General features: G+C 37.0%; 29 protein-coding genes. 8 read left to right on the top strand and 21 right to left on the bottom strand.

The window, feature by feature from the left end; translation table 11 throughout:
• The 3 genes from FFM51_RS04345 to FFM51_RS04340 form a co-directional block, all read right to left on the bottom strand.
• Positions 1-548: BRO family protein (locus tag FFM51_RS04345; RefSeq protein ID WP_137597410.1), on the bottom strand; the 548-nt coding region annotated here is incomplete at its 3' end.
• A gap of 52 nt (positions 549-600) precedes the next feature.
• The gene (locus FFM51_RS08800) at positions 601-756 is read right to left on the bottom strand and encodes a hypothetical protein (protein ID WP_170999565.1); all 156 of its coding nucleotides are present in this window, start codon (positions 754-756) and stop codon (positions 601-603) included.
• A 16-nt stretch (positions 757-772) separates the two neighbouring features.
• Complete coding sequence (locus tag FFM51_RS04340) at positions 773-973, bottom strand: XRE family transcriptional regulator (protein ID WP_137597409.1); 201 nt, start codon at positions 971-973, stop codon at positions 773-775.
• A 91-nt stretch (positions 974-1,064) separates the two neighbouring features.
• On the opposite strand from FFM51_RS04340, the gene FFM51_RS04335 reads away from it, so the two are divergent.
• Positions 1,065-1,313 carry a DUF1883 domain-containing protein gene (locus tag FFM51_RS04335; protein ID WP_137597408.1) on the top strand — a complete coding sequence of 83 codons (249 nt, stop codon included), beginning with the start codon at positions 1,065-1,067 and terminating at the stop codon, positions 1,311-1,313.
• Between the two features lie 33 nt (positions 1,314-1,346).
• Here FFM51_RS04335 and FFM51_RS08795 read toward each other — a convergent pair whose 3' ends face one another.
• Entirely contained in the window at positions 1,347-1,508 is a 162-nt protein-coding gene (locus FFM51_RS08795) for a hypothetical protein (protein ID WP_170999564.1), read from the bottom strand.
• Between the two features lie 269 nt (positions 1,509-1,777).
• Between FFM51_RS08795 and FFM51_RS04330 the strand changes: the two genes are divergently transcribed.
• The 5 genes from FFM51_RS04330 to FFM51_RS08915 all read left to right on the top strand — a co-directional run bounded on the left by FFM51_RS04330 (position 1,778) and on the right by FFM51_RS08915 (position 4,965).
• On the top strand, positions 1,778-2,143 hold the full coding sequence (locus FFM51_RS04330; protein WP_137597407.1) for a helix-turn-helix domain-containing protein: 366 nt from the start codon (positions 1,778-1,780) through the stop codon (positions 2,141-2,143).
• Between the two features lie 3 nt (positions 2,144-2,146).
• Positions 2,147-2,569: an ImmA/IrrE family metallo-endopeptidase gene (locus FFM51_RS04325; protein WP_137597406.1), complete on the top strand. Its 423-nt coding sequence runs from the start codon at positions 2,147-2,149 to the stop codon at positions 2,567-2,569.
• A gap of 57 nt (positions 2,570-2,626) precedes the next feature.
• Entirely contained in the window at positions 2,627-3,106 is a 480-nt protein-coding gene (locus FFM51_RS04320; RefSeq protein WP_137597405.1) for a hypothetical protein, read from the top strand.
• Between the two features lie 218 nt (positions 3,107-3,324).
• Complete coding sequence (locus tag FFM51_RS04315) at positions 3,325-4,458, top strand: tyrosine-type recombinase/integrase (RefSeq protein ID WP_137597404.1); 1,134 nt, start codon at positions 3,325-3,327, stop codon at positions 4,456-4,458.
• 372 nt (positions 4,459-4,830) lie between these two features.
• The gene (locus FFM51_RS08915) at positions 4,831-4,965 is read left to right on the top strand and encodes a hypothetical protein (RefSeq protein ID WP_263386061.1); all 135 of its coding nucleotides are present in this window, start codon (positions 4,831-4,833) and stop codon (positions 4,963-4,965) included.
• A 45-nt stretch (positions 4,966-5,010) separates the two neighbouring features.
• Here FFM51_RS08915 and FFM51_RS04310 read toward each other — a convergent pair whose 3' ends face one another.
• The 6 genes from FFM51_RS04310 to miaA form a co-directional block, all read right to left on the bottom strand.
• A complete protein-coding gene (locus FFM51_RS04310; protein WP_137597403.1) occupies positions 5,011-5,550 on the bottom strand; it encodes a dUTPase in 540 nt (179 codons plus the stop codon).
• 13 nt (positions 5,551-5,563) lie between these two features.
• Positions 5,564-6,505, bottom strand: a complete 942-nt coding sequence (locus FFM51_RS04305) for a hypothetical protein (RefSeq protein ID WP_137597402.1) — start codon at positions 6,503-6,505, stop codon at positions 5,564-5,566.
• Positions 6,498-7,379, bottom strand: coding sequence for an exonuclease SbcC (locus tag FFM51_RS04300; protein ID WP_137597401.1), 882 nt, complete (start codon positions 7,377-7,379; stop codon positions 6,498-6,500). The genes FFM51_RS04305 and FFM51_RS04300 overlap by 8 nt, the downstream gene beginning before the upstream one ends.
• Positions 7,380-7,545: 166 nt before the next feature.
• Positions 7,546-8,886, bottom strand: a complete 1,341-nt coding sequence (glnA, locus tag FFM51_RS04295) for a type I glutamate--ammonia ligase (RefSeq protein ID WP_137597400.1) — start codon at positions 8,884-8,886, stop codon at positions 7,546-7,548.
• Between the two features lie 29 nt (positions 8,887-8,915).
• Complete coding sequence (locus tag FFM51_RS04290) at positions 8,916-9,308, bottom strand: MerR family transcriptional regulator (protein WP_137597399.1); 393 nt, start codon at positions 9,306-9,308, stop codon at positions 8,916-8,918.
• Between the two features lie 96 nt (positions 9,309-9,404).
• Entirely contained in the window at positions 9,405-10,328 is a 924-nt protein-coding gene (gene miaA, locus FFM51_RS04285; protein ID WP_137597398.1) for a tRNA (adenosine(37)-N6)-dimethylallyltransferase MiaA, read from the bottom strand.
• Between the two features lie 225 nt (positions 10,329-10,553).
• Here miaA and FFM51_RS04280 point away from each other — a divergent pair, with 225 nt between their 5' ends.
• A complete protein-coding gene (locus FFM51_RS04280; RefSeq protein WP_137597397.1) occupies positions 10,554-10,730 on the top strand; it encodes a DUF3042 family protein in 177 nt (58 codons plus the stop codon).
• Between the two features lie 61 nt (positions 10,731-10,791).
• Here the strand turns inward: FFM51_RS04280 and FFM51_RS04275 are convergent, their stop codons facing one another.
• The 7 genes from FFM51_RS04275 to FFM51_RS04245 all read right to left on the bottom strand — a co-directional run bounded on the left by FFM51_RS04275 (position 10,792) and on the right by FFM51_RS04245 (position 16,151).
• Positions 10,792-11,205, bottom strand: coding sequence for a rhodanese-like domain-containing protein (locus FFM51_RS04275; RefSeq protein ID WP_137597396.1), 414 nt, complete (start codon positions 11,203-11,205; stop codon positions 10,792-10,794).
• An 18-nt stretch (positions 11,206-11,223) separates the two neighbouring features.
• A complete protein-coding gene (locus FFM51_RS04270; RefSeq protein ID WP_137597395.1) occupies positions 11,224-12,189 on the bottom strand; it encodes an ROK family glucokinase in 966 nt (321 codons plus the stop codon).
• A gap of 19 nt (positions 12,190-12,208) precedes the next feature.
• Positions 12,209-12,424, bottom strand: a complete 216-nt coding sequence (locus tag FFM51_RS04265) for a YqgQ family protein (protein ID WP_137597394.1) — start codon at positions 12,422-12,424, stop codon at positions 12,209-12,211.
• A 14-nt stretch (positions 12,425-12,438) separates the two neighbouring features.
• Entirely contained in the window at positions 12,439-13,110 is a 672-nt protein-coding gene (locus FFM51_RS04260; RefSeq protein WP_223875891.1) for a rhomboid family intramembrane serine protease, read from the bottom strand.
• Positions 13,107-13,667 carry a 5-formyltetrahydrofolate cyclo-ligase gene (locus FFM51_RS04255; RefSeq protein WP_137597393.1) on the bottom strand — a complete coding sequence of 187 codons (561 nt, stop codon included), beginning with the start codon at positions 13,665-13,667 and terminating at the stop codon, positions 13,107-13,109. The genes FFM51_RS04260 and FFM51_RS04255 overlap by 4 nt, the downstream gene beginning before the upstream one ends.
• 145 nt (positions 13,668-13,812) lie before the next feature.
• Positions 13,813-13,962 (bottom strand): 50S ribosomal protein L33, encoded by a 150-nt coding sequence (gene rpmG / locus FFM51_RS04250; RefSeq protein ID WP_081721478.1) that lies wholly within the window; start codon positions 13,960-13,962, stop codon positions 13,813-13,815.
• Between the two features lie 125 nt (positions 13,963-14,087).
• Positions 14,088-16,151: a peptidoglycan D,D-transpeptidase FtsI family protein gene (locus FFM51_RS04245; RefSeq protein WP_414691951.1), complete on the bottom strand. Its 2,064-nt coding sequence runs from the start codon at positions 16,149-16,151 to the stop codon at positions 14,088-14,090.
• Positions 16,152-16,317: 166 nt separating this feature from the next.
• Here FFM51_RS04245 and FFM51_RS04240 point away from each other — a divergent pair, with 166 nt between their 5' ends.
• A complete protein-coding gene (locus tag FFM51_RS04240) occupies positions 16,318-18,951 on the top strand; it encodes a YfhO family protein (protein WP_170999563.1) in 2,634 nt (877 codons plus the stop codon).
• A gap of 73 nt (positions 18,952-19,024) precedes the next feature.
• Here FFM51_RS04240 and FFM51_RS04235 read toward each other — a convergent pair whose 3' ends face one another.
• The 4 genes from FFM51_RS04235 to mltG form a co-directional block, all read right to left on the bottom strand.
• Positions 19,025-19,330 carry a HesB/YadR/YfhF family protein gene (locus FFM51_RS04235; protein ID WP_137597392.1) on the bottom strand — a complete coding sequence of 102 codons (306 nt, stop codon included), beginning with the start codon at positions 19,328-19,330 and terminating at the stop codon, positions 19,025-19,027.
• Between the two features lie 122 nt (positions 19,331-19,452).
• Complete coding sequence (gene greA / locus FFM51_RS04230) at positions 19,453-19,929, bottom strand: transcription elongation factor GreA (RefSeq protein ID WP_137597391.1); 477 nt, start codon at positions 19,927-19,929, stop codon at positions 19,453-19,455.
• Positions 19,930-20,028: 99 nt separating this feature from the next.
• Entirely contained in the window at positions 20,029-20,688 is a 660-nt protein-coding gene (udk, locus tag FFM51_RS04225) for a uridine kinase (protein ID WP_414691950.1), read from the bottom strand.
• A 30-nt stretch (positions 20,689-20,718) separates the two neighbouring features.
• Positions 20,719-21,837 carry an endolytic transglycosylase MltG gene (gene mltG, locus FFM51_RS04220; RefSeq protein ID WP_137597389.1) on the bottom strand — a complete coding sequence of 373 codons (1,119 nt, stop codon included), beginning with the start codon at positions 21,835-21,837 and terminating at the stop codon, positions 20,719-20,721.
• Positions 21,838-21,916 lie beyond the last annotated feature (79 nt).

Here is a 21,916-nt window from a genome sequence, read left to right as displayed (position 1 = left end):
CGTGCACCAGTTTCAACACCGTTCTGTTTTAAAATCTTAGCTAGATCACCGACCAAAATTGATGTGTGACTGGTAGCAACCGCATCGGCGAACAAAGCTTTTGGTTTTAACTGTTGGTTCTCGTCATGCAACTGTTGGATTTCTGCCTGTGCATTTTTATATCGTTCAAGCGTTGCAATCATCATGTCTGGGTTACTGAGCCAATCTTCTGCTGTCTTTGCTGTGACATAAGCCCCTGTTTGCCGAATCGTTGGTAATACTTCATGTGTAACCCAACGTTTAAACTTCTTTGCATTTGGCAGTTTGCTACCTAGGATTAACGAATACAAACCTGACTCATTAATAACAGTTAATCCTCTAGGAGATTCAAAAGTACCGTTTTGGTAGTTTTGTCGATCCTCCTCTTCAACATGTCTGTTAATATCTCGACTACCATTTTGATATCCAAGAATATCTGCAACATCTTTGCCTACAAAATATGGTTCATTTTCAATTTGTACAGTTCGTACATTGTTTCCTTCAAAATTAAATTCTTCTAAATTGTTCATTGCGGCGCCTTCTTTCTGTTTTAGATAATTAGTTACTCCAAAATATTGGTGGTCATTCTTTTTTTATTGTTGCGTTTTGCTGAAATTCTTTAATTACCAAAGCTGATAAATGTTGCCATAGTGACGTGGTCAATTCGTGTTCTTGTACAAATTCAACTAGTGATGCTGCTAATTCATTTTCTTCTTCAACTGTAATTACTTTTTTCACATCAATTCCCCCTACTTCATTCAATGATTTTGTAAATCTTCTTCCGAATTGCTAATGATTTCGGGCTCATGTCTCCTTTAATTGCTCGATTGATTTGAGAGGTTCCTTCATCAATCAATTGTGATAATTCAATCTGTGTCATATGTTTCTTGAGCAATCCAATCTTGATTGACTCTTCAATCTCATGTGCAGCGTCCACTAAGTTCTGTTCTGGCATGTGTTTCACTTCCTTTACTGTAATTTGTTGCTCAACTTGTTTCTGATTGCGATATACTTAACTCACTTATAGGAAAGTGAGGTGAAAATTAATGGATGTCCCTTATTACGATAATCCGTCAGGATCATTGACCGTTCGTGTTGAATTGCAGCACCCTTCGGATGTGTATCTTGTTGATCAAGCAAATTTTGATGCAAGACAATCAGGCAGAGAATTTAGATACTTTGGTGGTAATTATTCTCAATCACCTGTAACGATTACTGTAAACAGTGCTGGTCGATGGTATTTGATTGTTGACAATGGATCTGGTGAATCATATCAATATCAATGGAGTAAGTAGTAGCAAGCTTGAGTGGCTTCGGTCACTCATTTTTTATTGTTTTTGTAATGTAGCATTAAACTGCATTTCTTTAACAACTTTTGATGACAGTCGTTGCCATAGTGATTGCGTTAAACCATATTCAGTTGCAATCGCAACGAGTCTATTTGTTATGTCTTCTTCTTCCTCAACAGTGATTATTTTCTTTGTATTCATTAAATACACCTCCTTTCCGTAATTTATTAATCAAGTTGTTGCATTTTGTAACACGTTCGTGTAAAATAAATGCATACGAAACAAGCAATAAACACCATTCTTATCGTCTATATACTCGTCAAAGTCCTAGCTGATAAGGTTTGTTTTTTTGTTGCTTAATTACTTGATGAATTAATAATAACACGTTTGTGTAATTTGTAAAGTGTAAAACGTGTAATTAGTGTATTTTTTTTATTTATTAATTCGTCAAACATTGGAGAATGATTATTATGACTACGTTTGAACGAATACGGGAACTCGCAAAAAAACGAGGAATTACATTAAAACAAGTTGCTATTAAAGCCGGGCTTAGTGAAAATGCTATCTATAGATATAATCAAGGTATTGAGCCTAAATTGCCTACTTTGATGGCAATTGCTGACGTTCTGGGTGTTTCAGTTGATTACTTATTAGGTAACGATGACACACCAGAATGGGCAAACCAAAAAGACACCATGGACTTGGAAGACTTCCTAAACGGAAACCTAAAGGTCAACATGGCGTACGGTGGTGAGGACTTAACTGATGAAGAAATAGAACGACTAAAAATTGCGATGACCCAGATTTTTTGGGATAAACGCAGACAAGAGAAATAGCCTATGGAATTTAACAATTTAGTAGATGAAATTGGCGAACGTTATGGTACGTACGATCCATTCATCATTGCAGATAAATTAAACATAGATGTTCGTTGGGCTGATATTTATCCACGCCCATATGGCGATACGATGTACTACGGTGATGAACCCGTTGTCATGCTGTCAAACGCCATTAGAGACTCACCAGAACGTTATTATGTACTAGGCCATGAACTTGGTCATGTGATCATTCATAAGGGCTTAACGGCCTATTATATTGCTAAAGCGAAATGGCGTAGCCGATCAGAAAATGAAGCTAATAAGTTCGCTATCAGTCTGATCGCCCACCTATATGTAGAAGAAAATGGGAAACTACCTGATTCATACAAGGAACTAGAATATATGTACGGTTTTCCAGATATTTATGGTTACGAAGAAATCTAATGTTTTACGTCCAAACGTGATCGACGCTAAAAGCTGAAAATATTGGGAGATGAAGTAATGATATTTAAACATTCACTGTTTGTTGGTGTGATGTCACTGTCACTAATTGCACCTGCAATTTTGGTAGCAGACACTAGTAATCAGCAGCAAACTGTACTAGCTGCTAAAAAAGCAAAATATATTGGCAGTAAAAATAACGTCTATGGTCATTTGACAAGTAAAACAAAAAAATCAGGAATCTTGTATAAAGATAAAGATTTGACTTACGTAAAATACGCTGTAGGCAAGCACAAGGTTATTAATGTCGTGAAAGAAGATTTTAGAAATATGCCGTTAGATCCTAACTTGGATCAAGAATCCATTAGCGAACACATTGCTGATTTTATGGAAAAAGACGCAGTTAAAGTCGGCTCAGAAAATGGTAACGACATATATCATTCAAACAAAATAAACAAAGACTATCGTGTTGAGGAACAAAAAAATAGTAAAGGTGAAATCACTTTTATCATTATATCCAGACAAGACGTTAATGAATAAATAAAAAAGACACATCCCCTAACTTTGGACGGTCAGGAATGTGTCTACCAAACAAAATCACGCAACAAGTGCGCTCTTTTTACATATGAAATTATATCATAAAACATGAAAGGAAGTGATGCCGATAATAGTTACTACTGTGCCTGCTACCACAATAGTAATCTTCTATTCCTGCCTATTTCGAACCTGATAATAAAAATTATTAAGGAGTGAGAAATATGGCACAACCATATCAATTACCAGATGGACGCTGGCGTGTTCGTCCGGCATACAAGGATATAATCACAGACAAATGGCACCAGAAAACAGGAACGTTTGCCACCGAAGCAGAAGCATTGAAGTTTAACCGTGACTTTCTACATGACGTAGATCAAGGATTTTCACCACGCAACGCTCCGATTGGCGAGTATAGTGAACACTGGTTAAAGACTTATAAAATGCCTTATCTTAAGGAACGGTCAATCAAGCGAATTAGACAAGACTTCAATCACATCTTTGCATATTTTGGTACTGACAAACAATTGGCTAGTATCAACAAACCATTGTGGCAAGGATTTTTAAACCACGTATCAAAAAAATATGCTAAGGAAACTAACCGTCTCACTAATTGCGATTTTCGGTCGATGTGCGAAGTTGCAATCGATGAAGGGATCATTTTACGCAACCCGACGCAAAACGCTCACTACTCAGGTATTAAGCCCGAATATAAGTACCCTCGCCAGTTAGTCTTATCATTGAAAGATTTTAAGACTGTTATCGCTGAAATTAAGCGTTCCAAGGACAGCGTGGGAAAATATGTATGTTTGGTTCACGCATTCACTGGCATGCGTTTTGGTGAGGTCTGTGGGCTAACATGGGATAAGGTTAATATCTTTGCAAAGACAATCAGAGTGTCCGAGCAATACGACTATTCAACGGTTAAAGATTTAACTGCTTTAAAAGGCGACTCCCCTGAACGTACAATCCAAGTGCCAGATGAATTAATTGATGCGTTACGTCATTACAAATCATGGTATGCGGACCAAGTTCAACGTGGTAATTTAATTCCCAATACGAAGCGATTCTTGTTCACGACTGAAAAAGGATATCCGATCTCTAATTCAGGCATCAACGATTATATCCATGATATTTGTGATCGTGTTGGCATTACTAGAATTACTACGCACGGATTTAGACGAACGCAAGCAACGTTAATGACGTTAGCTGAAAATGATTTAAGATCGGTTGCTAGTTTTTTGGGTCATCAAGATACAAAAACGACACTGAAATATTACATCAAGGATATTCCAGAACTTGAAGCTCAAGCGCATCGCAAAATGGAACAGTTCTATGATGACGAGAATATCCTCTAGATATGTACTAGATATTGTAACGAGTGAGGCGCGCTAAACCGCGGTGTTATCACTACTTTTGTGATGACCCCTGTCCTCACTCGCTTCATTAATAAATTGTGTGTTGTAAAATGTCTAATACATATAACAGTGTGCTAGCTATAAAAAGCTCCTCGAAAGAGGAGTTTTTTATATTTAATTTTAAAATATTAATAATTGCTCGCCTAACAACAATTTAACATCACTAAATCTCAATCATAATTATAAAGAATTTCTTAACTTAGTTACCAAAAGGTTAAGCTTCCCTCAATCAGACCGCAAATTATTGCAAAAATCATTCTTTGTAACGATAATGTAATGTAAGCGTTAGTAATTGGATAGGAGGGATTTACAATGGGCCCATTTATCATTATTGTATTAATTTTATTAGTAGCAACGATTTGGCAATTTTATTCAGATAATCAAAAAAAAAAGCAGCCAAGCGGTAAACATTTTGAACGTAACTCCTTCAACGATCGTAAGGCTTAGTTACAAAAAAAGATTGATTCTTAATTGAGAATCAATCTTTTTTTATTAATAATCATTTGCCTGTCGTTGATGATTAATCTTAGATTTATTTTCATATTCAGTCATAATTTCATCTTCAGTGAAACCAAATTCAACCAAACCCATTTTTAAAAATAAATGCCACGCGTGCCGAAAATCGTCTTGTCGATGATCGAAATAACTGCCAAAAAACATTTTTTTCAATGCCAAATATTCCTTAGTCAAATCACCTTTAGGCTTAGTAATTATTTTTTCAATTCCATCACGATCTAACACGATCAAGTGCGTCCATTGTTGCTTAGCACTAATCAATAAAATAAAATCTAAGGCATCTACATATTCAACCAGCAGTGTCTCACGAGCTGTTTTCCCCAGGTCGTTCTTACCTCGATGTGTTTTCCAAACTTTAAACCATTCAGATGTGTTTGCTACTTCTGCTAACTCCACATCTAATGATACATAAGCATTTCGTAGGCTTTCTTCTCTGGTCCATACAATTTGTTTATCTTGTGTAATTTGCTCATCTAGCTGAATTGAAGCATGTAGTAATTTAGTGAAATCAAACATTTTATCCCCCAGACTACCCTGCAAAAACTAATGGATCTGACTTAACTTCTAACACATCCCGGTTATCCAAATACCACTGACGAATTAACGGATAACGGACCAGTGTGTCAAAAAAAGATGTTGCCTGACGAGAGTCTTCAACCCTAAACAACCAATTACCCCCACGGCCATCAATATCATCCTTGGCAAACAGGCTCAACTTGGTGTCTTCATCAACCATTAAAATTGCACCAATGTGATCTTGCATGTTCATTAGCATGTATTCCGTTCCCTCAGTCTGAACGAATAACTTATCAAGCACATTTGTAGGCAAACTACTTTCTTGCAAATAATATTGTGCTTCGTTAGCCGCATCTAAGATACCGAAATCAACACTAAATCCTAAATCTTGTTTCAAATAATGCGTTAATGCAATCAATGGATTAACTGCCTGTTCGATAGAAGTACTGTCAGTATTTTTCGCCAGTTCCACCACAAATAAATTGACCAATGCCCGATTATTAAAGCGAATCATTCGACGTTCTAAATTTAGATAAAATAGTTTTTCATTTGATCTTGTCTCAGTAAAAAACGCGCCACCATTATCACTATTTTCAAGAACAAACTCAAAATCAGTTAACTCGGCAATTGAGTCAATTTTAGCAGTTAACGACCAATCTGCCTCATGCAAATTTAATCGCAATGACTGATCACTATGCAACTCTAACACGCGGCCAATGAATAACAGATAATAATCTTGCGGTCTGTATTGATGTGGCAGTTTAACAAATTGATTATTGAGTTGAAAAATTGCTAACTTTTGGGCTGCTACAAGTAATTGTTCTAAATCTTCAGTATCAACTAGTTGATCAATTAATTGAATATATTGATCGCCAATTTTCAATCCTTCCTTAACTGCATTACTAAATGAATGTAAATGTTGCGTGGCAGCGTAGTTTTGACTTTCACTAGTCATTATCATCCACCTGCTTTTCATTCATAAATGTATGCAAATAGTCAGCATAAAGGTTACGATTAGCCGCCTCAAAATCAGCAAAACTACCAAAAGTATCTAATATACTCTTTTGCTCATAACTCAAAATGGTATTTTCCTTTGACAATACCAGCACTTTTGCCTCATTACTTTTAATTTGTTTACTGGCATTTCGCGCTTGTTCATCTTGATCTTCTAGCTCACTAAGTTCATCAATTAATGCCTGGCGAGCCTCTTTTTGTTTGCCTGACTCCCAGGGCATGCCACCTTTTGTATTTGTTTCTTTTAATTGGTCTTGAATCTGGGCCTTATGCATTTCACGTTCTCTAGAATGATCGATTAGATCCTGTAGCTGATCGTTTTGTTCTGAAATTGTTTGAATTTTTTCACTGTTAAAACGCTTATTATTTTTGGCCAGCTCAAACGATTGCGTCAACTTAACGTATTCATCTTGATCAAATGCAAATCGAATATTCAAAACATCTAGTTCACCAAACTCGCGTCGATCCCACCAATTACCAAAAAATACCTTAAAATGTCCTTGTTGGTATTCTTCATAATAAAAAAATGGATATGCTTTACCTAAATATTTGATCAAGTTAGCACTTAGATAATTGCTTAGCTGATCTGATAGATTATCAACCAAGTTAATGACACCGTGATCATTTTCTTGCTTTTCAGTATGTAAAATTGCTGAAGCATACCGCTGATTGTCCAATAATGCATAAATTTTACGGTCATCATGTTGCGAGATTGCTTGCTGCAATTCTTGTAAATACGAAATTTTAGCTGCAATTTGTTCATTAATTACATTTGAGACGTCTGTTTGATCGCCTTGATCTACTACATTAGCCATAATCAATCTCCCATCAATCGTTGTATATGTTTATCTTACCTAACTTTTGGATCAGATTAAAGTATTCTTAGTCGGTAATTTAATTTTTGTTAAAAACTTTAGTAAATCACAAAAAAATCCAGCTTAAATAATTGCTGGATTTTTACATTTAAGATGTAGTTACTAATTAATATAATTCGAGGTACTGATCTCGTTCCCACTCAGATACTTGTTGTCTGTACGCGTCATATTCAAGGTTTTTAGCTTCAAAGAAGCTCTGATATAGATGTTGTCCCATAGCATCACGGATAACTTCATCTTGAGCCAGGTCTTTCAATGCGTTGTGCAATGTATCTGGCAAGTTAGTAATATGATTGTCTTCACGTTCGCTTTCATTCATTCTATAAATGTTACGATCAACACTTTCTTCCGGTGTTACCTCGTTGCGAATTCCGTCCAATCCTGCTTCAAGAACTGCAGCAATTGCTAAATAAGGATTAGCAGCGGGATCAACCGAGCGTAGTTCCAGTCGTGTAGAAACTCCGCGAGAACTAGGTACTCGGATTAATGGTGAGCGGTTAGAACCTGACCAGGCTACATAAACTGGCGCTTCAAACCCTGGTACCAAGCGTTTATATGAATTCACAATTGGATTACAGATGGCCGTAAAGCTTCGCGCATGCTTCAACAACCCGCCAAGAAAATGGTAGGCACTTTGTGATAACTCCAAATCGCCCTTTTCATCAAAGAATGTATTGCCTGTTTTATCGAATAACGACATGTTTAAATGCATTCCCGAACCGTTAATACCAGCTAACGGTTTTGGCATAAATGTAGCGTGCAATCCATATTTTCTAGCGACTGTTCTAACTACCAATTTAAATGTTTGAATATTATCTGCAGCTTCAAGCGCATCCGCATATTTGAAGTCAATTTCATGTTGCCCTGGAGCAACTTCATGATGGGCTGCTTCAATTTCAAAGCCCATATCTTCTAATTCCAACACAATATCACGACGGCAATTCTCACCTAAGTCCATTGGCGCCATATCAAAATAACTGCCTTGATCATTTAGCTTAGTAGTTGGCTTAGCATTTTCATCCATTTTGAATAGGAAAAATTCTGGTTCTGGACCAATATTGAAGTTGGTAAAACCGGCCTTTTTCATGTCCTTCAGTACCCGAATAAGATTATTTCGTGGATCCCCACCAAATGGTTTGCGGTCTGATGTGTAAACATCACAAATAACTCGTGCAACCTTACCATGTTCAGCACCCCATGGAAATACCATCCAAGTTGACATGTCTGGATACAAATACATATCACTTTCTTCAATGCGTACAAAGCCATCAATGGAAGAACCATCGAACATAATTTTATTTTGGAGCAATTTATCAAGTTGACTGGTTGGCAATTCAACATTCTTGATTGTTCCAAAAAGATCTGTGAACATCAATCGCAAGAAACGAACATTATCATCTTTAATTAATTGCCGTACTTCATCATCTGAAAACACATGTTTAGCCATAAAATCTCTCCTATTCTTATTTAGGTACATCAAAATGGTTTTTGTAAGGGCGATTGAGGTTGTTGCGAACCTGGTAGCTGCAGTCCACCAGCTCGCATAAATTCATCATGCAAGATTTCACGAACATCTTCATCAGTCAATTGTTGTGCTTGGTTTTTCTGCTGTTCATGTTCTCGTTTCTTTTGATCATAAACTTCACGAATGCCAGCCATATTCAAACCATCATCGAGATAGTCTTTAATTTCAAGCAAGCGATCAATATCGGCTAACGAGTATAGTCGTCGATTACCATCACTTCGTTTGGGAAAAATTAACTCCTGTTCTTCGTAATACCGAATCTGACGAGCAGTTAAGCTTGTCAATTTCATCACAGTCCCAATCGGTAACACTGCTAATGAGCGCCGTAACTCTTTTTCACGCATGATAAATTTCCTCCTTTCCTTATACTTTCATAGCTTACCAGCATTAAAATAAAAAGTCAATCACTCATGTTATAAAACATAACATGAGTGATTGACTTACTCTTGTAACCAATGCAAACACACATTTTCAATCTCGTTGATTGAATCTTTTCTAGTAACCAGATCAAACCATTCAACATCCATTTTATTTCTAAACCAGGTTAACTGGCGCTTAGCATAATGGCGTGAATCCTGCTTAATTTCTGCAATCGTCTCCTCAAGTGACTGTTGTTTCGTAAAATATTTAAAGAACTCTCGGTAGCCGATTCCTTTACCGGCTTGAAATTCTGTTCCATTTTGAGTATACAGCCATCGTGCCTCTTGTTCTAATCCCGCTGAAATCATTTCATCAACCCGATGATTAATTCGCTCATACAGTATTTTTCGATCAGTTGTTAAACCAATTAATTTAAACTCAAATTCACTTTTTTCTTGATACTGCTGTGAAAATTGGACACCTGACCTTTCAGTTACTTCAATTGCGCGGATTACACGACGAATATTTTGGGGTGGAATTGATGCAGCGGCAGTCGAATCAATTTTGTTCAACCGCTGCCACAATTTATCAGCACCAAAATCAGCATAATACTGCTGTAATTGTTGTCTAAACCGGCGTGACTCATCATCAAATTGGTCATTCCCTAGTGTCAGGTTCTCTGTTAAACTCTGCAGATAAAATCCTGTACCTCCCACCACTAGCGGTAATCTTTGGCGACTAGAGATGCTTGCAATCTGTTGTTTTGCTAACGTTTGAAAATCAGCAACTGAAAACCGTTGATTAACATCACGAATATCAATTAAATGGTGTGGTATATTTCTCATTTCATCTGGCATAATCTTCGCCGTTCCAATATTTAGATGGCGATATACCTGCATAGAATCACCTGAAATCACTTCAGCATTTAGGTCTTGTGCCAACTGTAATGATAATTCAGTTTTGCCCACTGCGGTTGGACCAACAATTGCGATTACTTTTACCATATTAGACTCCTAAAATAAAAAGTGTTAAATGAAACGTTTAAATGTCGTAGGCAGTGATTGGCTTAGCCTGACCGTCTTCTCCATCAAATATATCTACAAAATATACGAAACAAAACTTCCAAACACCCACTCGAACAAACCATATTTCATCAAAAAACATTAAATACTGGTAAATTCAAATATTATTTTGCATAATAGAGATATCAAGATGGGAGGCTAAAAGTTATGAAACAATTTACTAAGGGCTTGTTAATCGGCACAATTGCAACAATTAGTGCTGTTGCTGGTGGAATTTTTTCTTTCCATAAATCAGTGATTAAACCAATTGAAGAACAAGAAGATAAATTCGACGAAAACCGACGTGCTGCAGTCCGTAAAGGCCGTTCTGCACATAGCAAATAATTATTGGCAGCTTCAATTAAAATAGGGTTGGTAGCAAGAGATAATCTTGCTCCGACCCTTTTTAGTACTTTTTAGTTTTTGTCTTACCGTTCCAGCGAGCATACCCACTTTTTAAAATCGAGATATCAGTATAACCTTTTTTACCAAGCATAACTGAAGCTCTAGTGCTAAGAACCATTCCTTGGTCATATAAGTAAACCGGTAAATCACTACGAATTTCAACGTATCGTTGCTTCATCACGCTGAGTGGAATGTTTCGAGCACCTAAAATGTGCCCACGATCAAAATCATTTTTTTCACGCAAATCAATAACTTGTGCCCGATGCATACCTTCTGTAAAAGCATCTTCTGTTAACACGGTTGCATACCGTTTTCGTTGCGAATACTGATATAGTCGATATGCCACCCAAGCGACAATCAAAACACCAATCACAATATCTAATTGAACCAAACCTGAAATCGCACCAATAACCAACTCTAATTCCTCCAAAACCTATTTAAACTTTGTTGCTAATGACGCCGCACCGATTACACCAGCATCGTTTCCTAATTTTGCCAACTTGAGCTTTGTCGATTCACGAACGGTTGGAAAAGCAAAGCGTTGGAAACTTTTCTGCACTCGTTCAAGTAAAAAATCACCAGCCGCAGAGACACCACCACCAATAACAACATATTGTGGATTTAATATATCACTAATATTAGCACAAGCTAAGCCTAAATAGTAACCAACTTTATCAACTACTTGATTAGCTAAAAAGTCATCGTCTTTTTTGGCCAAATCAAATACAATTTTAGAAGTAATTTCCTGACCGTCATCGATCATTGCTTTTAATTTACTGTCACCAACATATTCTTCAGCTGCGTCTTGAGCTAAATGAACAACCCCGGTCGCTGAAGCATATTGTTCCAAACAGCCCCGGTTACCGCATGTACATAAATATCCATCCGGCTCAACATTCATATGACCGACTTCACCACCGGCACCACTAATACCATGAATGAGTTCACCATTCGAAATCAAACCACCACCAACGCCAGTTCCTAGCGTAATAAATGCCACTTCACTACCGTTGTTGCCGGCGCCTTTCCAACGTTCGCCCAGTGCAGCCACGTTGGCATCGTTATCCAACACAAATGGTAATCCGGTCCCTGCTTCGATTTTTTCTTTAACTGGTTGAACCGTTCTCCAGTTTAAATTAAAGGCCCCTTCAACGGTTCCTTTTTCTAGATCAACCGTCCCGGGAGTACCCATTCCAATGCCAATAAATTGTTCCCGCTTCATCTGATATAGATCAATGTGATGATTAATTGATTCCACAATGTCTGGAACAATATGCTGTCCATCATCTAAGATATTCGTTCTTAATGACCACTTTTGTTGAACATCACCTTGCGCAGTTAAGATAGCAAACTTAATTGTAGTTCCACCTAAATCTACACCAATTAACTTTTGACTCATTCCTGATTCCCCCTGATATCTATGCTTTTTGCTGGGATGTTCGCTGTTCTTCTAACCTGTGTTCGTGGCGTAAGACAAGTTTAGCTTTCAAATAAACTGATTGCTCAACCACCCCTGATTTGTATAAATTATCTAATTCCAACGCCATTAATTCAATATCCCACATTCGTTTACCAACATAAACATAAATACCAAATTGCTTTAACAGCTGTTGGACATCATACAAAGTTTTCATATCTGCCTCCAACACTAATTAGCACGCATTCCCATTGAGTAAAATAGCACAATTGCTACAATCAATATGATGCCACTTAGAAAGCGCTTTATCAAGTTAACTTTTCCAATTCTGGGTGCGCCAACTACATAACCAACTAAAAAACCACCAAATAGTCCGCCAATATGGCCATAAATATCAATGCCCGGAGAAAATAAATCGAACGCCAAGTTTAAGACCACAAATAGTAAAAATTGGCGGCTCATGGCCCGAATATACAGATTATTCCTAAATGATTCACCCAACATCAAAAAGGCTCCAAACAACCCAAAAATAGCTGTACTTGCACCGGCTGATAATGTATTAGGTAGAAAAACAAAACTAGCAATATTTCCAGTAACTGCTGTCACTAGGTAAATCACTGCAAAGCGAGTATGCCCGAACAACATTTCAATTTGGGTTCCAATATAATAGACCGTAACAGAATTGACGACAATATGCATCAATCCAATGTGCAAGAAGACTGGGGTAATCAAACGCCACCACTGGCCTTCCTGAATAAGTATTGACACTCGCGCACCAAACTCAACTAAAACAGATGTATCTGTTGATCCCCCTGCTAATGTCATCAAAATAAAGACGATTACTTGCACAGCAACCACTATTTGAGTGACGAATGCTTGATTCTTCAAATTTGCTATATTCACTTATCTTCCTCCGTTGCTACCAAAATATGATTAATATTAATATCATATGGTTTGATTGCCCAACTAATATTATCATTTCGTTGTTGTGGCAATGCTAATGAAATGGTAAGCCCAGAATACCCTGCCAAATAGCGGTCATAGTATCCGCCACCAAACCCTAATCTAAAATTATCAGCCGTATATGCAACACCAGGTACAATCATTAAGTCAATCTCAGCTGATGAAATAACATTCCCATTAGCCGGTTCAAACAAATTATGTTTTGTTTTTATTAGCTCAGTTTGCTCATTTAGTTCAACAAATTCCATTTGCCAATCAGCCAATGTACGCGGAATACATACCCGTTTATTTTCGGCTTGAGCTCGTCTAATAATTGGTTTAGTGTCAACTTCAATTGACTGACTAATTGTTGTTGCGATTACATTTGCATTTAACCACTCAGCACTATCAAACAACTGTTGATACAAACTTGCCGTAGCCTCTCGCTTTTTTTCAGGATCAACATTTGCTAATGCACCAATAATTTGTTTACGAGCTTCTTTTTTTGTTAGCTGCATCTTGTTTCAACTCCTCTAAATTAAAACAAAAAGACTGGACAAATTAATTGTCTCCAGCCTTTCTTGTTTGCAAAATAGTTCTGCACTAATGTAATCGTCCGGCCAGTTGCAGTAATGCAAAGTAACCTAACCTCTTACTACATTATTATTTTGTTTCACGGTGCAATGTAACTTTTCGTTCCCGTGGGCAGTATTTTTTAAATTCAACACGATCGGGATTGTTACGACGGTTTTTACTTGATAAGTAATTCCGTTCATGGCATTCAGTACATTCTAAAGTAATGTGTACACGCATGGCTGAAACCTCCAAACTTTTTTCAATAATTGGGTTATACCCTAACTCGTACAACTATATCATTAAATGCTTCGTTTGACTAGTATTTTGTTGCACTTTGTTAAGTAAACTACCTTGACACTCTTTTAATAACCCTTATCAGACTGAACCGTCTTCCAGTAAGCCTGATAAATTTGCTTACCCATTGTCATGCTAGCTGCAGAACTGTTGGCTGCTGCACCTGGAATAGCAACTGCAATTACCACTTGTGGATCATCACTAGGACCAAACATAATTAAACTATGGGTCAATGTAGAAGTTGTCCCTTGGAAAGTTTCAGCAGTCCCAGACTTCGCAGACACAGAAGGAGATAGATCAGTTAACTGGCTACCAGTTTTATATGGGCTGGTACCATGAACCACCATATTCATTCCCTTTCGCACAACCTGCCACTGCTCTTTGGTTGCATTAATTGTATTCAAAATCGTCGGTTGTGTTGTTGATTCGATTTTACCAAGTGAACCATCCTTATTTGTTCCTCTAACTTGCTGAACTAAATATGGTTTCATTCGATAGCCACCATTAGCAATCGTTGATGCATACTGTGCCAATTGCATAACTGTATAACTATCATAGTTTCCGTATGATAAATCCAACGCTTTTCCAATAACATTAGTTGGCCCTGTGTAACCCGAACTTTCACCTGGTAAGTCAATTCCGGTTTTAACACCTAACCCGAATTGATTAAAATAACCGCGTAATTTTGAGAAAATACTAGTTGGCATATTCAAACTGGCACCAGCAACATACTTAGTCCCAGCTTCTTTCATAGCTAACTGCATCATATACGAGTTTGATGAAACTTCCAGTGCTTCCTCAGCAGTAATTGGAACCGATCCGCCTCGATTCCACCAAGAACTCTTACTTGCAGTTCCTGCAACCTTAATTGGTTGATCATTAAGTGTATTACTATTAGGGGTTATGACGCCATCCATCAGGGCACCCATTACAGTGGCACCCTTAACAACTGATCCCATAACAATTGGATGATTAATGGATCCGATTTGATCACTAGTAATTTTACCAGTATCCAAATCTCGATCAACTCCACCCATAGCGTAAATTGCACCTGTATTTGGATTCATTACTACTGCATATGCACCAGTTGAATTTCCAATTCCACCAGACGAGCTATAATCAGAACGAACAATTTTTTGAACCTGCTTTTGGAATTTGGCATTGATTGTTAATACCAGGTTATCACCTTTTTTTCCGGCATATTTAGCAACCGACTTAGTAATTTGATCGGTACTGGAAGAAGAAACTTCAGTTTGAGACTTAGATCCAGCTAGCGTAGCCTGATATTCCTTTTCTAAATAACTTTGCCCAACACTGTCATTACGAGAATATCCTTGCGATAATAAGCTATTAACCTGATCACTAGGCAATCCCGTCTTTTGATTTGAAACTGTTCCAGTTAATGATTGAATAGCCGTTCCAGAAGGATAATTTCTTGACCAACTCGTACCAACCTTTACACCTGTCATTTCATTAAGATGTTCACCGACCTCGGCAACTTCTTTGCTGGTAACACCTGTTTCCTTAATGTATGTCGTCGACAATGAATATGCCCCACTCATAGCAGCATATATCATGGCTTTATTCTTTTGACTGGCACTCAATTTATATTCACTTGGATGTTTGCCAAGATAGTCAATTACCTTGTTATATTGCTCACTATCAGATAAATCTGCAGCTCCTGGAATTTTTTTTATCATCTTCTTCAGATTCTTTGAATCTGCAAGAAAATAATCTTTTTGCTCTCGCTTAGTTAGTTTGCTAGTAGAAACATTCAAATATTTCCCTAGTGTTCTAGCTGTTTTATAAATATCTGTAGTTGTTGCGCTCGCGGCTTTAGTATAGGTGATTGCTTGATGAGCTTGGTTACCAACTAACACTTTACCAGTGGAATCGTAGATCATCCCTCGTTGAACGCTATTAGTTTCTGTTGTAGTATCTGATCGATTAACTTCTGCTTTATAGCTATCACCGTTTAATACTTGCAAGTAGAAAAGACGAACTGCTAAAATTAGCATGAGAATTCCCACCGTCCACAACAAAAAATTTAACCTAAATGGGATTTCTGATTGTACTGTCTTTTTCTTAGTTCGCGATTTAAACATTGTTTTGATTCGTGTTGAAAATTTCAAGTTTCTAGATACTCCTTAACAGACTTAATAAATATATTTTACCAAAGATTTCAAAACCATCCTAATTTGGTCATATTCTTATGCTATTCTATACGAAGTAAGCCAAAGAAAACAGTTGTTTGGCATAATTTTAATGTTTTAAAATATTTTAAACGAGGTTTTTTCATTGAAACATTCTACTTTGAGGTACAAAAAATCAATCATTTTATGGCTTGGTTTTTTAATTCCAGCACTATTAATGGGCGGTTACTTTGCTTTTCGTGGTATGGCCCCTTTTGGTAATAGTAGTATCCTGACCGTTGACTTAGGCCAACAGTATGTTGATTTTTTTTCCTACTTCAGATCGACTTTGTTACATCATTTTGATACCTTCTTTTATTCTTTTTCCAAAGATCTGGGCGGTGATATGGTTGGGATATTTGCCTACTATTTAATGAGTCCGCTCAATTTATTACTACTTTTTTTCCCGGGTAAATTTTTATCCAGCGGTATTTTACTATTATTGGTTTTAAAGTATGGCCTAGCCGGCTTAAGTTTTGCTTGGTTGTTATTAAAAACGAAATTACAAGCAGGCATTCGTATATTGGGGTTTTTAACTGCCTACGCTTTAATGGGTTGGATGATTGCCAACCAACTAAATCTGATTTGGTTGGATGTCTTGATTTTATTACCACCCATCATTTGGGGTTTAATTAAATTAGTTACTGAAAATAAGCCCTGGGTTTACATTATTTGGTTTACAATTTTACTAATTGATAATTATTATATGGCCTGGATGGTGGCCATCTTCACTATTATGTTTATGATTTGGCAATTATCACAGCAAAATCTTGGTTGGTATATTACCTGGCGCAGATTTGTTAAATATATTGGTAGTTCTATCCTATCAGCCTTATTAGCGTCTTTCTTACTCATCCCCACCTTTTATTCTTTAACACAGACCAAAGGAACATACACAGAACAGGCCTTGCATTTTAAATTCGAATATTTTCCATTCAAAATGCTTGCTAAACTGATCCCGGGATCATTTAATTTTGATCAAATGCCAGATGGTGAACCCAACTTATTCATCGGTTCGCTCCTGACCATTGCCTTTGTTTTATATTTATTTGATCGTCGTCATTCCTTAAAAAATCGAATTATTACTGGACTATTAACCATTTTCTTTATTTTTTCTTTGTGCTTTGAACCACTAGACTTGCTTTGGCACGCCGGACAATTTCCGGTATGGTACCCATATCGATTTTCGTTTTTAATGTCGTTTTGGATGCTCTGGCTGGCTGCACACACCCTCACTCCCGATTTCCATTTAACATGGCGACAGCTCATACCCACAGTTATTGTTATCGGTGGCATTTACACCTATCTTAGCCTTAACTTAGCGTCATTTAGTTACCTGAGCTGGAATCAATTATTCATTAGCATTGGACTATGCATTGTTGGGTTAATCTGGCTACTAATCCCCAGGTATTATTCTCCAATGTTATACGATATTGTTTTTGTTTTACTTGTAGGTAGTGAAGTTGTTACCAATGGATATACTTCATTAAATAACATCAGTTACGTTACCCAAAATTCTTTTGGTGAATATACTACGCAACTAAACAAAACCGTTAAAACGATTCAAAAAAAGGACAATAGTTTCTATCGAATCGGTCAAACTTTCATGCGGACTAAAGATGATCCCATGCAAGCGGACTATTACAGTGGGTCCCACTTTGGCTCAACACTAGAGCCTAGCATTCCTTCATTTATGGGCTCCATAGGTCAGCCAGACGGTGACGGCTTCGTTACCTATACGAATGGTACCCAGGTCAGCGATTCATTGCTTAACATGCGTTATTTCATGACCAGTCAGCCCACGCAAAATATAGTTGGCCTACGAAGTAATTCTTCAATATTACCAGCTGTGTCAAATAAACCTGATTTAAATCGCCAAAAAACAGTTTCATCAGACGCACTGACTACAACCACTAAAAACAGCAATGCTCTATCAATTGCGTTTGGCGCATCCAATAGAATTAATAGTTTGAAATTAAAAACTAGTGATCCCGTTGCTCGTCAATCACAAATTTATCAAACGCTGGCCAATGATCAGTCTGACAGCTCGTTATTCACAGTTCAAAATTTTGACCATGTAACCTTCACCAACGTACAATCAGCAAACAAAATTACTGGTACTATTTTTAGTAAGCAGGATCTCATTAAACCGGCTGAAGTTAAAATGACATTTACGCCCAAAACCAATGAGTCCTATTACTTAACCTTTGGTCCCAATTTAGACGCAGATAATGGAAGTTACTATCTGAATGGTAAAAAATTAACACAATACCCAACTTTCAGAAATACAGTTGTTATTAATGTTGCTTCAAAACAAAAAGGTGAGCCTGTAACGTTAACATTTAAGTTGAAGCACCAGACGCTTTGGATGCAAAATGTAAGTCTGTACAAGCTTAATCAAAATCATTTTGAGCGACTAAAGACCAAACTTAAAAGTGAAAGTTTGCATGTTACTAGTCATTCAAATACTAAGATTAATGGTACTGTAAAGATTACCAAACCACGTCAAGTTTTGATGACCACAATTCCTTATTCTGCCGGCTGGCATGCCAAAATTGATGGCAAGACAGTTAAAACCAAAAAAACAATTAAAACATTTCTTGCTGTTCCGATCACTAAAGGCATGCATACAGTTCAGTTAACTTACCGCCCACCTTATTTGATTACTGGAATTAGTATCTCTGCGATTAGTGCTATCGGTGTTGCTGGTTATTTATTAGTAAAACGACGCCAAAAGTAAAAGTATCTTACTTTGAAGCATTCAAAAATGCCAGTTGATTTTTAAATAAAAATCAACTGGCATTTTTTTATACTTATAATTCACCATTTTTAGTATATTGATATGTTGGCCCATCACTTTTCTCATCATAGTCGACACCAAAGTCAAAGCCCTTAAAAAACCATTCATCTTGGGCATCAACAAAGTAGTGCACACCATCTTTAACCGTATCTACAATTGGACTAATTGGGTGGTCATCACGAAACATCCCTAGTGAAAACCCATTATGAACAGGTGTTTTACCATATACCTTACCAAAAAAGCGCACACCCATTCCTTGACTAAGTCCCATTTCCTCTTGAAACCATTTACTAGCACGATCGGTAACTGTTAATTGCATCTGACTGCTTCCCTTCGGTTAAATTATGCTTAATAAATCCGCTTACATTTACAGCATTAAGTTTACCACATGATTAAAAAAAACAAGAATAAAATGCATACTTGCATCTCACTCCTGTTTTTTTAATCAACTGAAATAATTTTAACTTTCATATCACCGCTGGGAATTTTAATTGTCACTTCTTCATTTAACTTGTGTCCTAGAAGTCCAACTGCAATCGGCGATTCGTTTGAAATCTTACCGGTCATTGGATCTGCTTCTGATTGGCCCACAATTGTATATGTTTCCGGTTCCTCATCTGGTAATTCCTTAAACGTTACAGAACGACCAAGCGAAACTTCATCTTTTGCAACTGATTCACTATCAATTATTTCAGCATTTTGTAACATATGCTCAATCGTGCTAATTCGACCTTCAATAAAGGCTTGCTCGTCCTTAGCTGACTCATATTCTGAGTTTTCAGATAAGTCACCAAAGCTGCGGGCAATTTTAATTCGTTCAATTACCTCAGCGCGGGTTTTAGTTTTCAATGTTTCTAATTCAGCTTCTAATTTTGCTTTACCATCCGATGTCATCGGATAGGTTTTTTCTTCTGCCATAACGCACCTCTAAAATTTCAATATTAATTCGACAATCAACACACTACCATGATCGTCATTAATTGTAAACCATAATAATTTTTTTATATTACAAACCGCCTAATCAGCCATTAAATCTTGGTGTCCTTTTTGGGTCAAAATATCGCGAACTTTAGTTGTCAATAAATCAATTGCCACCGTATTCTGACCACCCTCAGGGACAATAATATCAGCATAGCGTTTTGTCGGTTCTACGAATTGATGATACATCGGTTTAACAGTTGCTAAATACTGGTCAATTACAGATTGCAACGATCGGCCACGTTCTTGCATATCACGTTGGATCCGACGGATAATACGAATATCATCATCAGTATCAACAAACACTTTAATATCCATCAAGTCACGCAACCGCTGATCGTCTAATATCAAAATTCCCTCCAAAATAATAACGTCGCGAGGTTGGGTTAAAATAGTTTCAGACGATCGTGTAAATTCTGCATAGTTGTACACTGGCATTTCAATCGATTGATTATTTAGCAACTTTTTTAAATCACTAATTAGTAAATCAGTGTCAAAAGCTAGTGGATGATCATAATTAACTGCCTGTCGTTCTTCCATCGACATCTGCGTTTGATCATTATAATAGGTATCTTGCTGTAAAATCATGATTGATTTACCGGCCAACTGCTTATAAATTGCCTGACTAACAGTTGTTTTACCGCTACCAGAACCACCAGTTACGCCGATGATGATTGGTCGTTTAACTTTTGCATTCAAACTAATTTTGCATCTCCTTAAAATTACCCTTTAGTCATTGTCTTTTGCTAATTTCGTAGTTATTTTTTGATGTTGTGCGTATGTTTTAGAATAATAAACCTTACCAGTTTTCATATTAGCCACAAAATACAAATACTTCTTATTTTGGGCCGTAGGATTTAAAACTGCTTTGATTGACTGAATACCAGGACTGTTAAAAGGTCCAGGGCCATACCCTTTATTTGTGTACAAATTGTAAGGCGAGTCCACCTTCAAATCTTTATACGTTAAGTTCTTCTTGTGGGTATTGAGAGCGTACATTACAGAAATATCAGATTGAAGTGGCATCTGAGTGTCTAGTCGGTTGAAAAAGACTCCAGCAATTTTTGTACGATCTGAGTTTGAAACACCTTCTCGTTCCACTAAGGAAGCTAGTGTCAAAACTTCTTGCACGCTAAGATGTTTGGCCGTGATTTTAGCATAGTACGGTTCCATTTGTTGGTTTTCGGCTGCCACCATTTCATTTACTAATACCTTCAAACTCTTCAAGTGCGAGACATCATAAGTTGCTGGAAATAAATACCCTTCTAGTCGATAACGCACGTCTTGCGCGCTCATTGATGAAGTTAACAGCTTAGGGTATTTTTTAGCCAAGGATTCAAGGTAACTTTCATTTTGCATCAACTTCAAAAAATCTTTGGACGAATATTTTGTCTGCTTTTGAACTGTCGCTGCAATTTGATCAATCGTCTGTCCTTCTTGGACTAGTACTTTCCCTTTTAACCCAGAAACAGCTGTCGTTGAACCGCCCTGCTTTAATATTTTGGCAATCGTTTTAACGTTCATCGCAGGGCTCAGAGAATAATATCCAGCTTTAAACTCAACTTTTTTTTGCGTTTGAGTATAGTAGTTAAACACAAACGAACTTTTTACAAGCTGCTTGTCAGCTAAAATCTGTCCGATCTTTTTATTCGTAGCTCCCAATGGAATCTTAACCTGTACTGTTTTCGAACTTCCAGGATTGACAGCCTCCATCGAACTATCAAAATAATACTTAGCCCCACCAAAAATCCCGATTAGCACCACAATCACGCCAATCAACCACCAATACTTTTTTGGTCGCTTCTTTTTATCGGACTGTTTCTCACTATTATTCAACTCATTTACCATCCTATTTTTAATATCTGTTCTATTATACTAAAAAATGTGATATTGGATACACTTTAATAACAAACTTTAATAGAAATAA

The sequence above is a fragment of the Paucilactobacillus kaifaensis genome (assembly GCF_005405145.1).
Classification (GTDB): Bacteria; Bacillota; Bacilli; order Lactobacillales; family Lactobacillaceae; genus Paucilactobacillus; species Paucilactobacillus kaifaensis.
Note: the sequence above shows the minus strand (reverse complement) of the source record. Positions and strands in the feature narration are given on the sequence as shown.

What these genes read in the sequence shown, in the direction of transcription:
- FFM51_RS04340 (WP_137597409.1), bottom strand. Translation starts at nt 973, where the DNA reads ATGCCAGAACAGAACTTAGTGGACGCTGCACATGAGATTGAAGAGTCA.
- FFM51_RS04335 (WP_137597408.1), top strand. Translation starts at nt 1,065, where the DNA reads ATGGATGTCCCTTATTACGATAATCCGTCAGGATCATTGACCGTTCGT.
- FFM51_RS08795 (WP_170999564.1), bottom strand. Translation starts at nt 1,508, where the DNA reads ATGAATACAAAGAAAATAATCACTGTTGAGGAAGAAGAAGACATAACA.
- FFM51_RS04330 (WP_137597407.1), top strand. Translation starts at nt 1,778, where the DNA reads ATGACTACGTTTGAACGAATACGGGAACTCGCAAAAAAACGAGGAATT.
- FFM51_RS04325 (WP_137597406.1), top strand. Translation starts at nt 2,147, where the DNA reads ATGGAATTTAACAATTTAGTAGATGAAATTGGCGAACGTTATGGTACG.
- FFM51_RS04320 (WP_137597405.1), top strand. Translation starts at nt 2,627, where the DNA reads ATGATATTTAAACATTCACTGTTTGTTGGTGTGATGTCACTGTCACTA.
- FFM51_RS04315 (WP_137597404.1), top strand. Translation starts at nt 3,325, where the DNA reads ATGGCACAACCATATCAATTACCAGATGGACGCTGGCGTGTTCGTCCG.
- FFM51_RS08915 (WP_263386061.1), top strand. Translation starts at nt 4,831, where the DNA reads ATGGGCCCATTTATCATTATTGTATTAATTTTATTAGTAGCAACGATT.
- FFM51_RS04310 (WP_137597403.1), bottom strand. Translation starts at nt 5,550, where the DNA reads ATGTTTGATTTCACTAAATTACTACATGCTTCAATTCAGCTAGATGAG.
- FFM51_RS04305 (WP_137597402.1), bottom strand. Translation starts at nt 6,505, where the DNA reads ATGACTAGTGAAAGTCAAAACTACGCTGCCACGCAACATTTACATTCA.
- FFM51_RS04300 (WP_137597401.1), bottom strand. Translation starts at nt 7,379, where the DNA reads ATGGCTAATGTAGTAGATCAAGGCGATCAAACAGACGTCTCAAATGTA.
- glnA (WP_137597400.1), bottom strand. Translation starts at nt 8,886, where the DNA reads ATGGCTAAACATGTGTTTTCAGATGATGAAGTACGGCAATTAATTAAA.
- FFM51_RS04290 (WP_137597399.1), bottom strand. Translation starts at nt 9,308, where the DNA reads ATGCGTGAAAAAGAGTTACGGCGCTCATTAGCAGTGTTACCGATTGGG.
- miaA (WP_137597398.1), bottom strand. Translation starts at nt 10,328, where the DNA reads ATGGTAAAAGTAATCGCAATTGTTGGTCCAACCGCAGTGGGCAAAACT.
- FFM51_RS04280 (WP_137597397.1), top strand. Translation starts at nt 10,554, where the DNA reads ATGAAACAATTTACTAAGGGCTTGTTAATCGGCACAATTGCAACAATT.
- FFM51_RS04270 (WP_137597395.1), bottom strand. Translation starts at nt 12,189, where the DNA reads ATGAGTCAAAAGTTAATTGGTGTAGATTTAGGTGGAACTACAATTAAG.
- FFM51_RS04265 (WP_137597394.1), bottom strand. Translation starts at nt 12,424, where the DNA reads ATGAAAACTTTGTATGATGTCCAACAGCTGTTAAAGCAATTTGGTATT.
- FFM51_RS04255 (WP_137597393.1), bottom strand. Translation starts at nt 13,667, where the DNA reads ATGCAGCTAACAAAAAAAGAAGCTCGTAAACAAATTATTGGTGCATTA.
- rpmG (WP_081721478.1), bottom strand. Translation starts at nt 13,962, where the DNA reads ATGCGTGTACACATTACTTTAGAATGTACTGAATGCCATGAACGGAAT.
- FFM51_RS04235 (WP_137597392.1), bottom strand. Translation starts at nt 19,330, where the DNA reads ATGCAATTAACAGTTACCGATCGTGCTAGTAAATGGTTTCAAGAGGAA.
- greA (WP_137597391.1), bottom strand. Translation starts at nt 19,929, where the DNA reads ATGGCAGAAGAAAAAACCTATCCGATGACATCGGATGGTAAAGCAAAA.
- mltG (WP_137597389.1), bottom strand. Translation starts at nt 21,837, where the DNA reads ATGGTAAATGAGTTGAATAATAGTGAGAAACAGTCCGATAAAAAGAAG.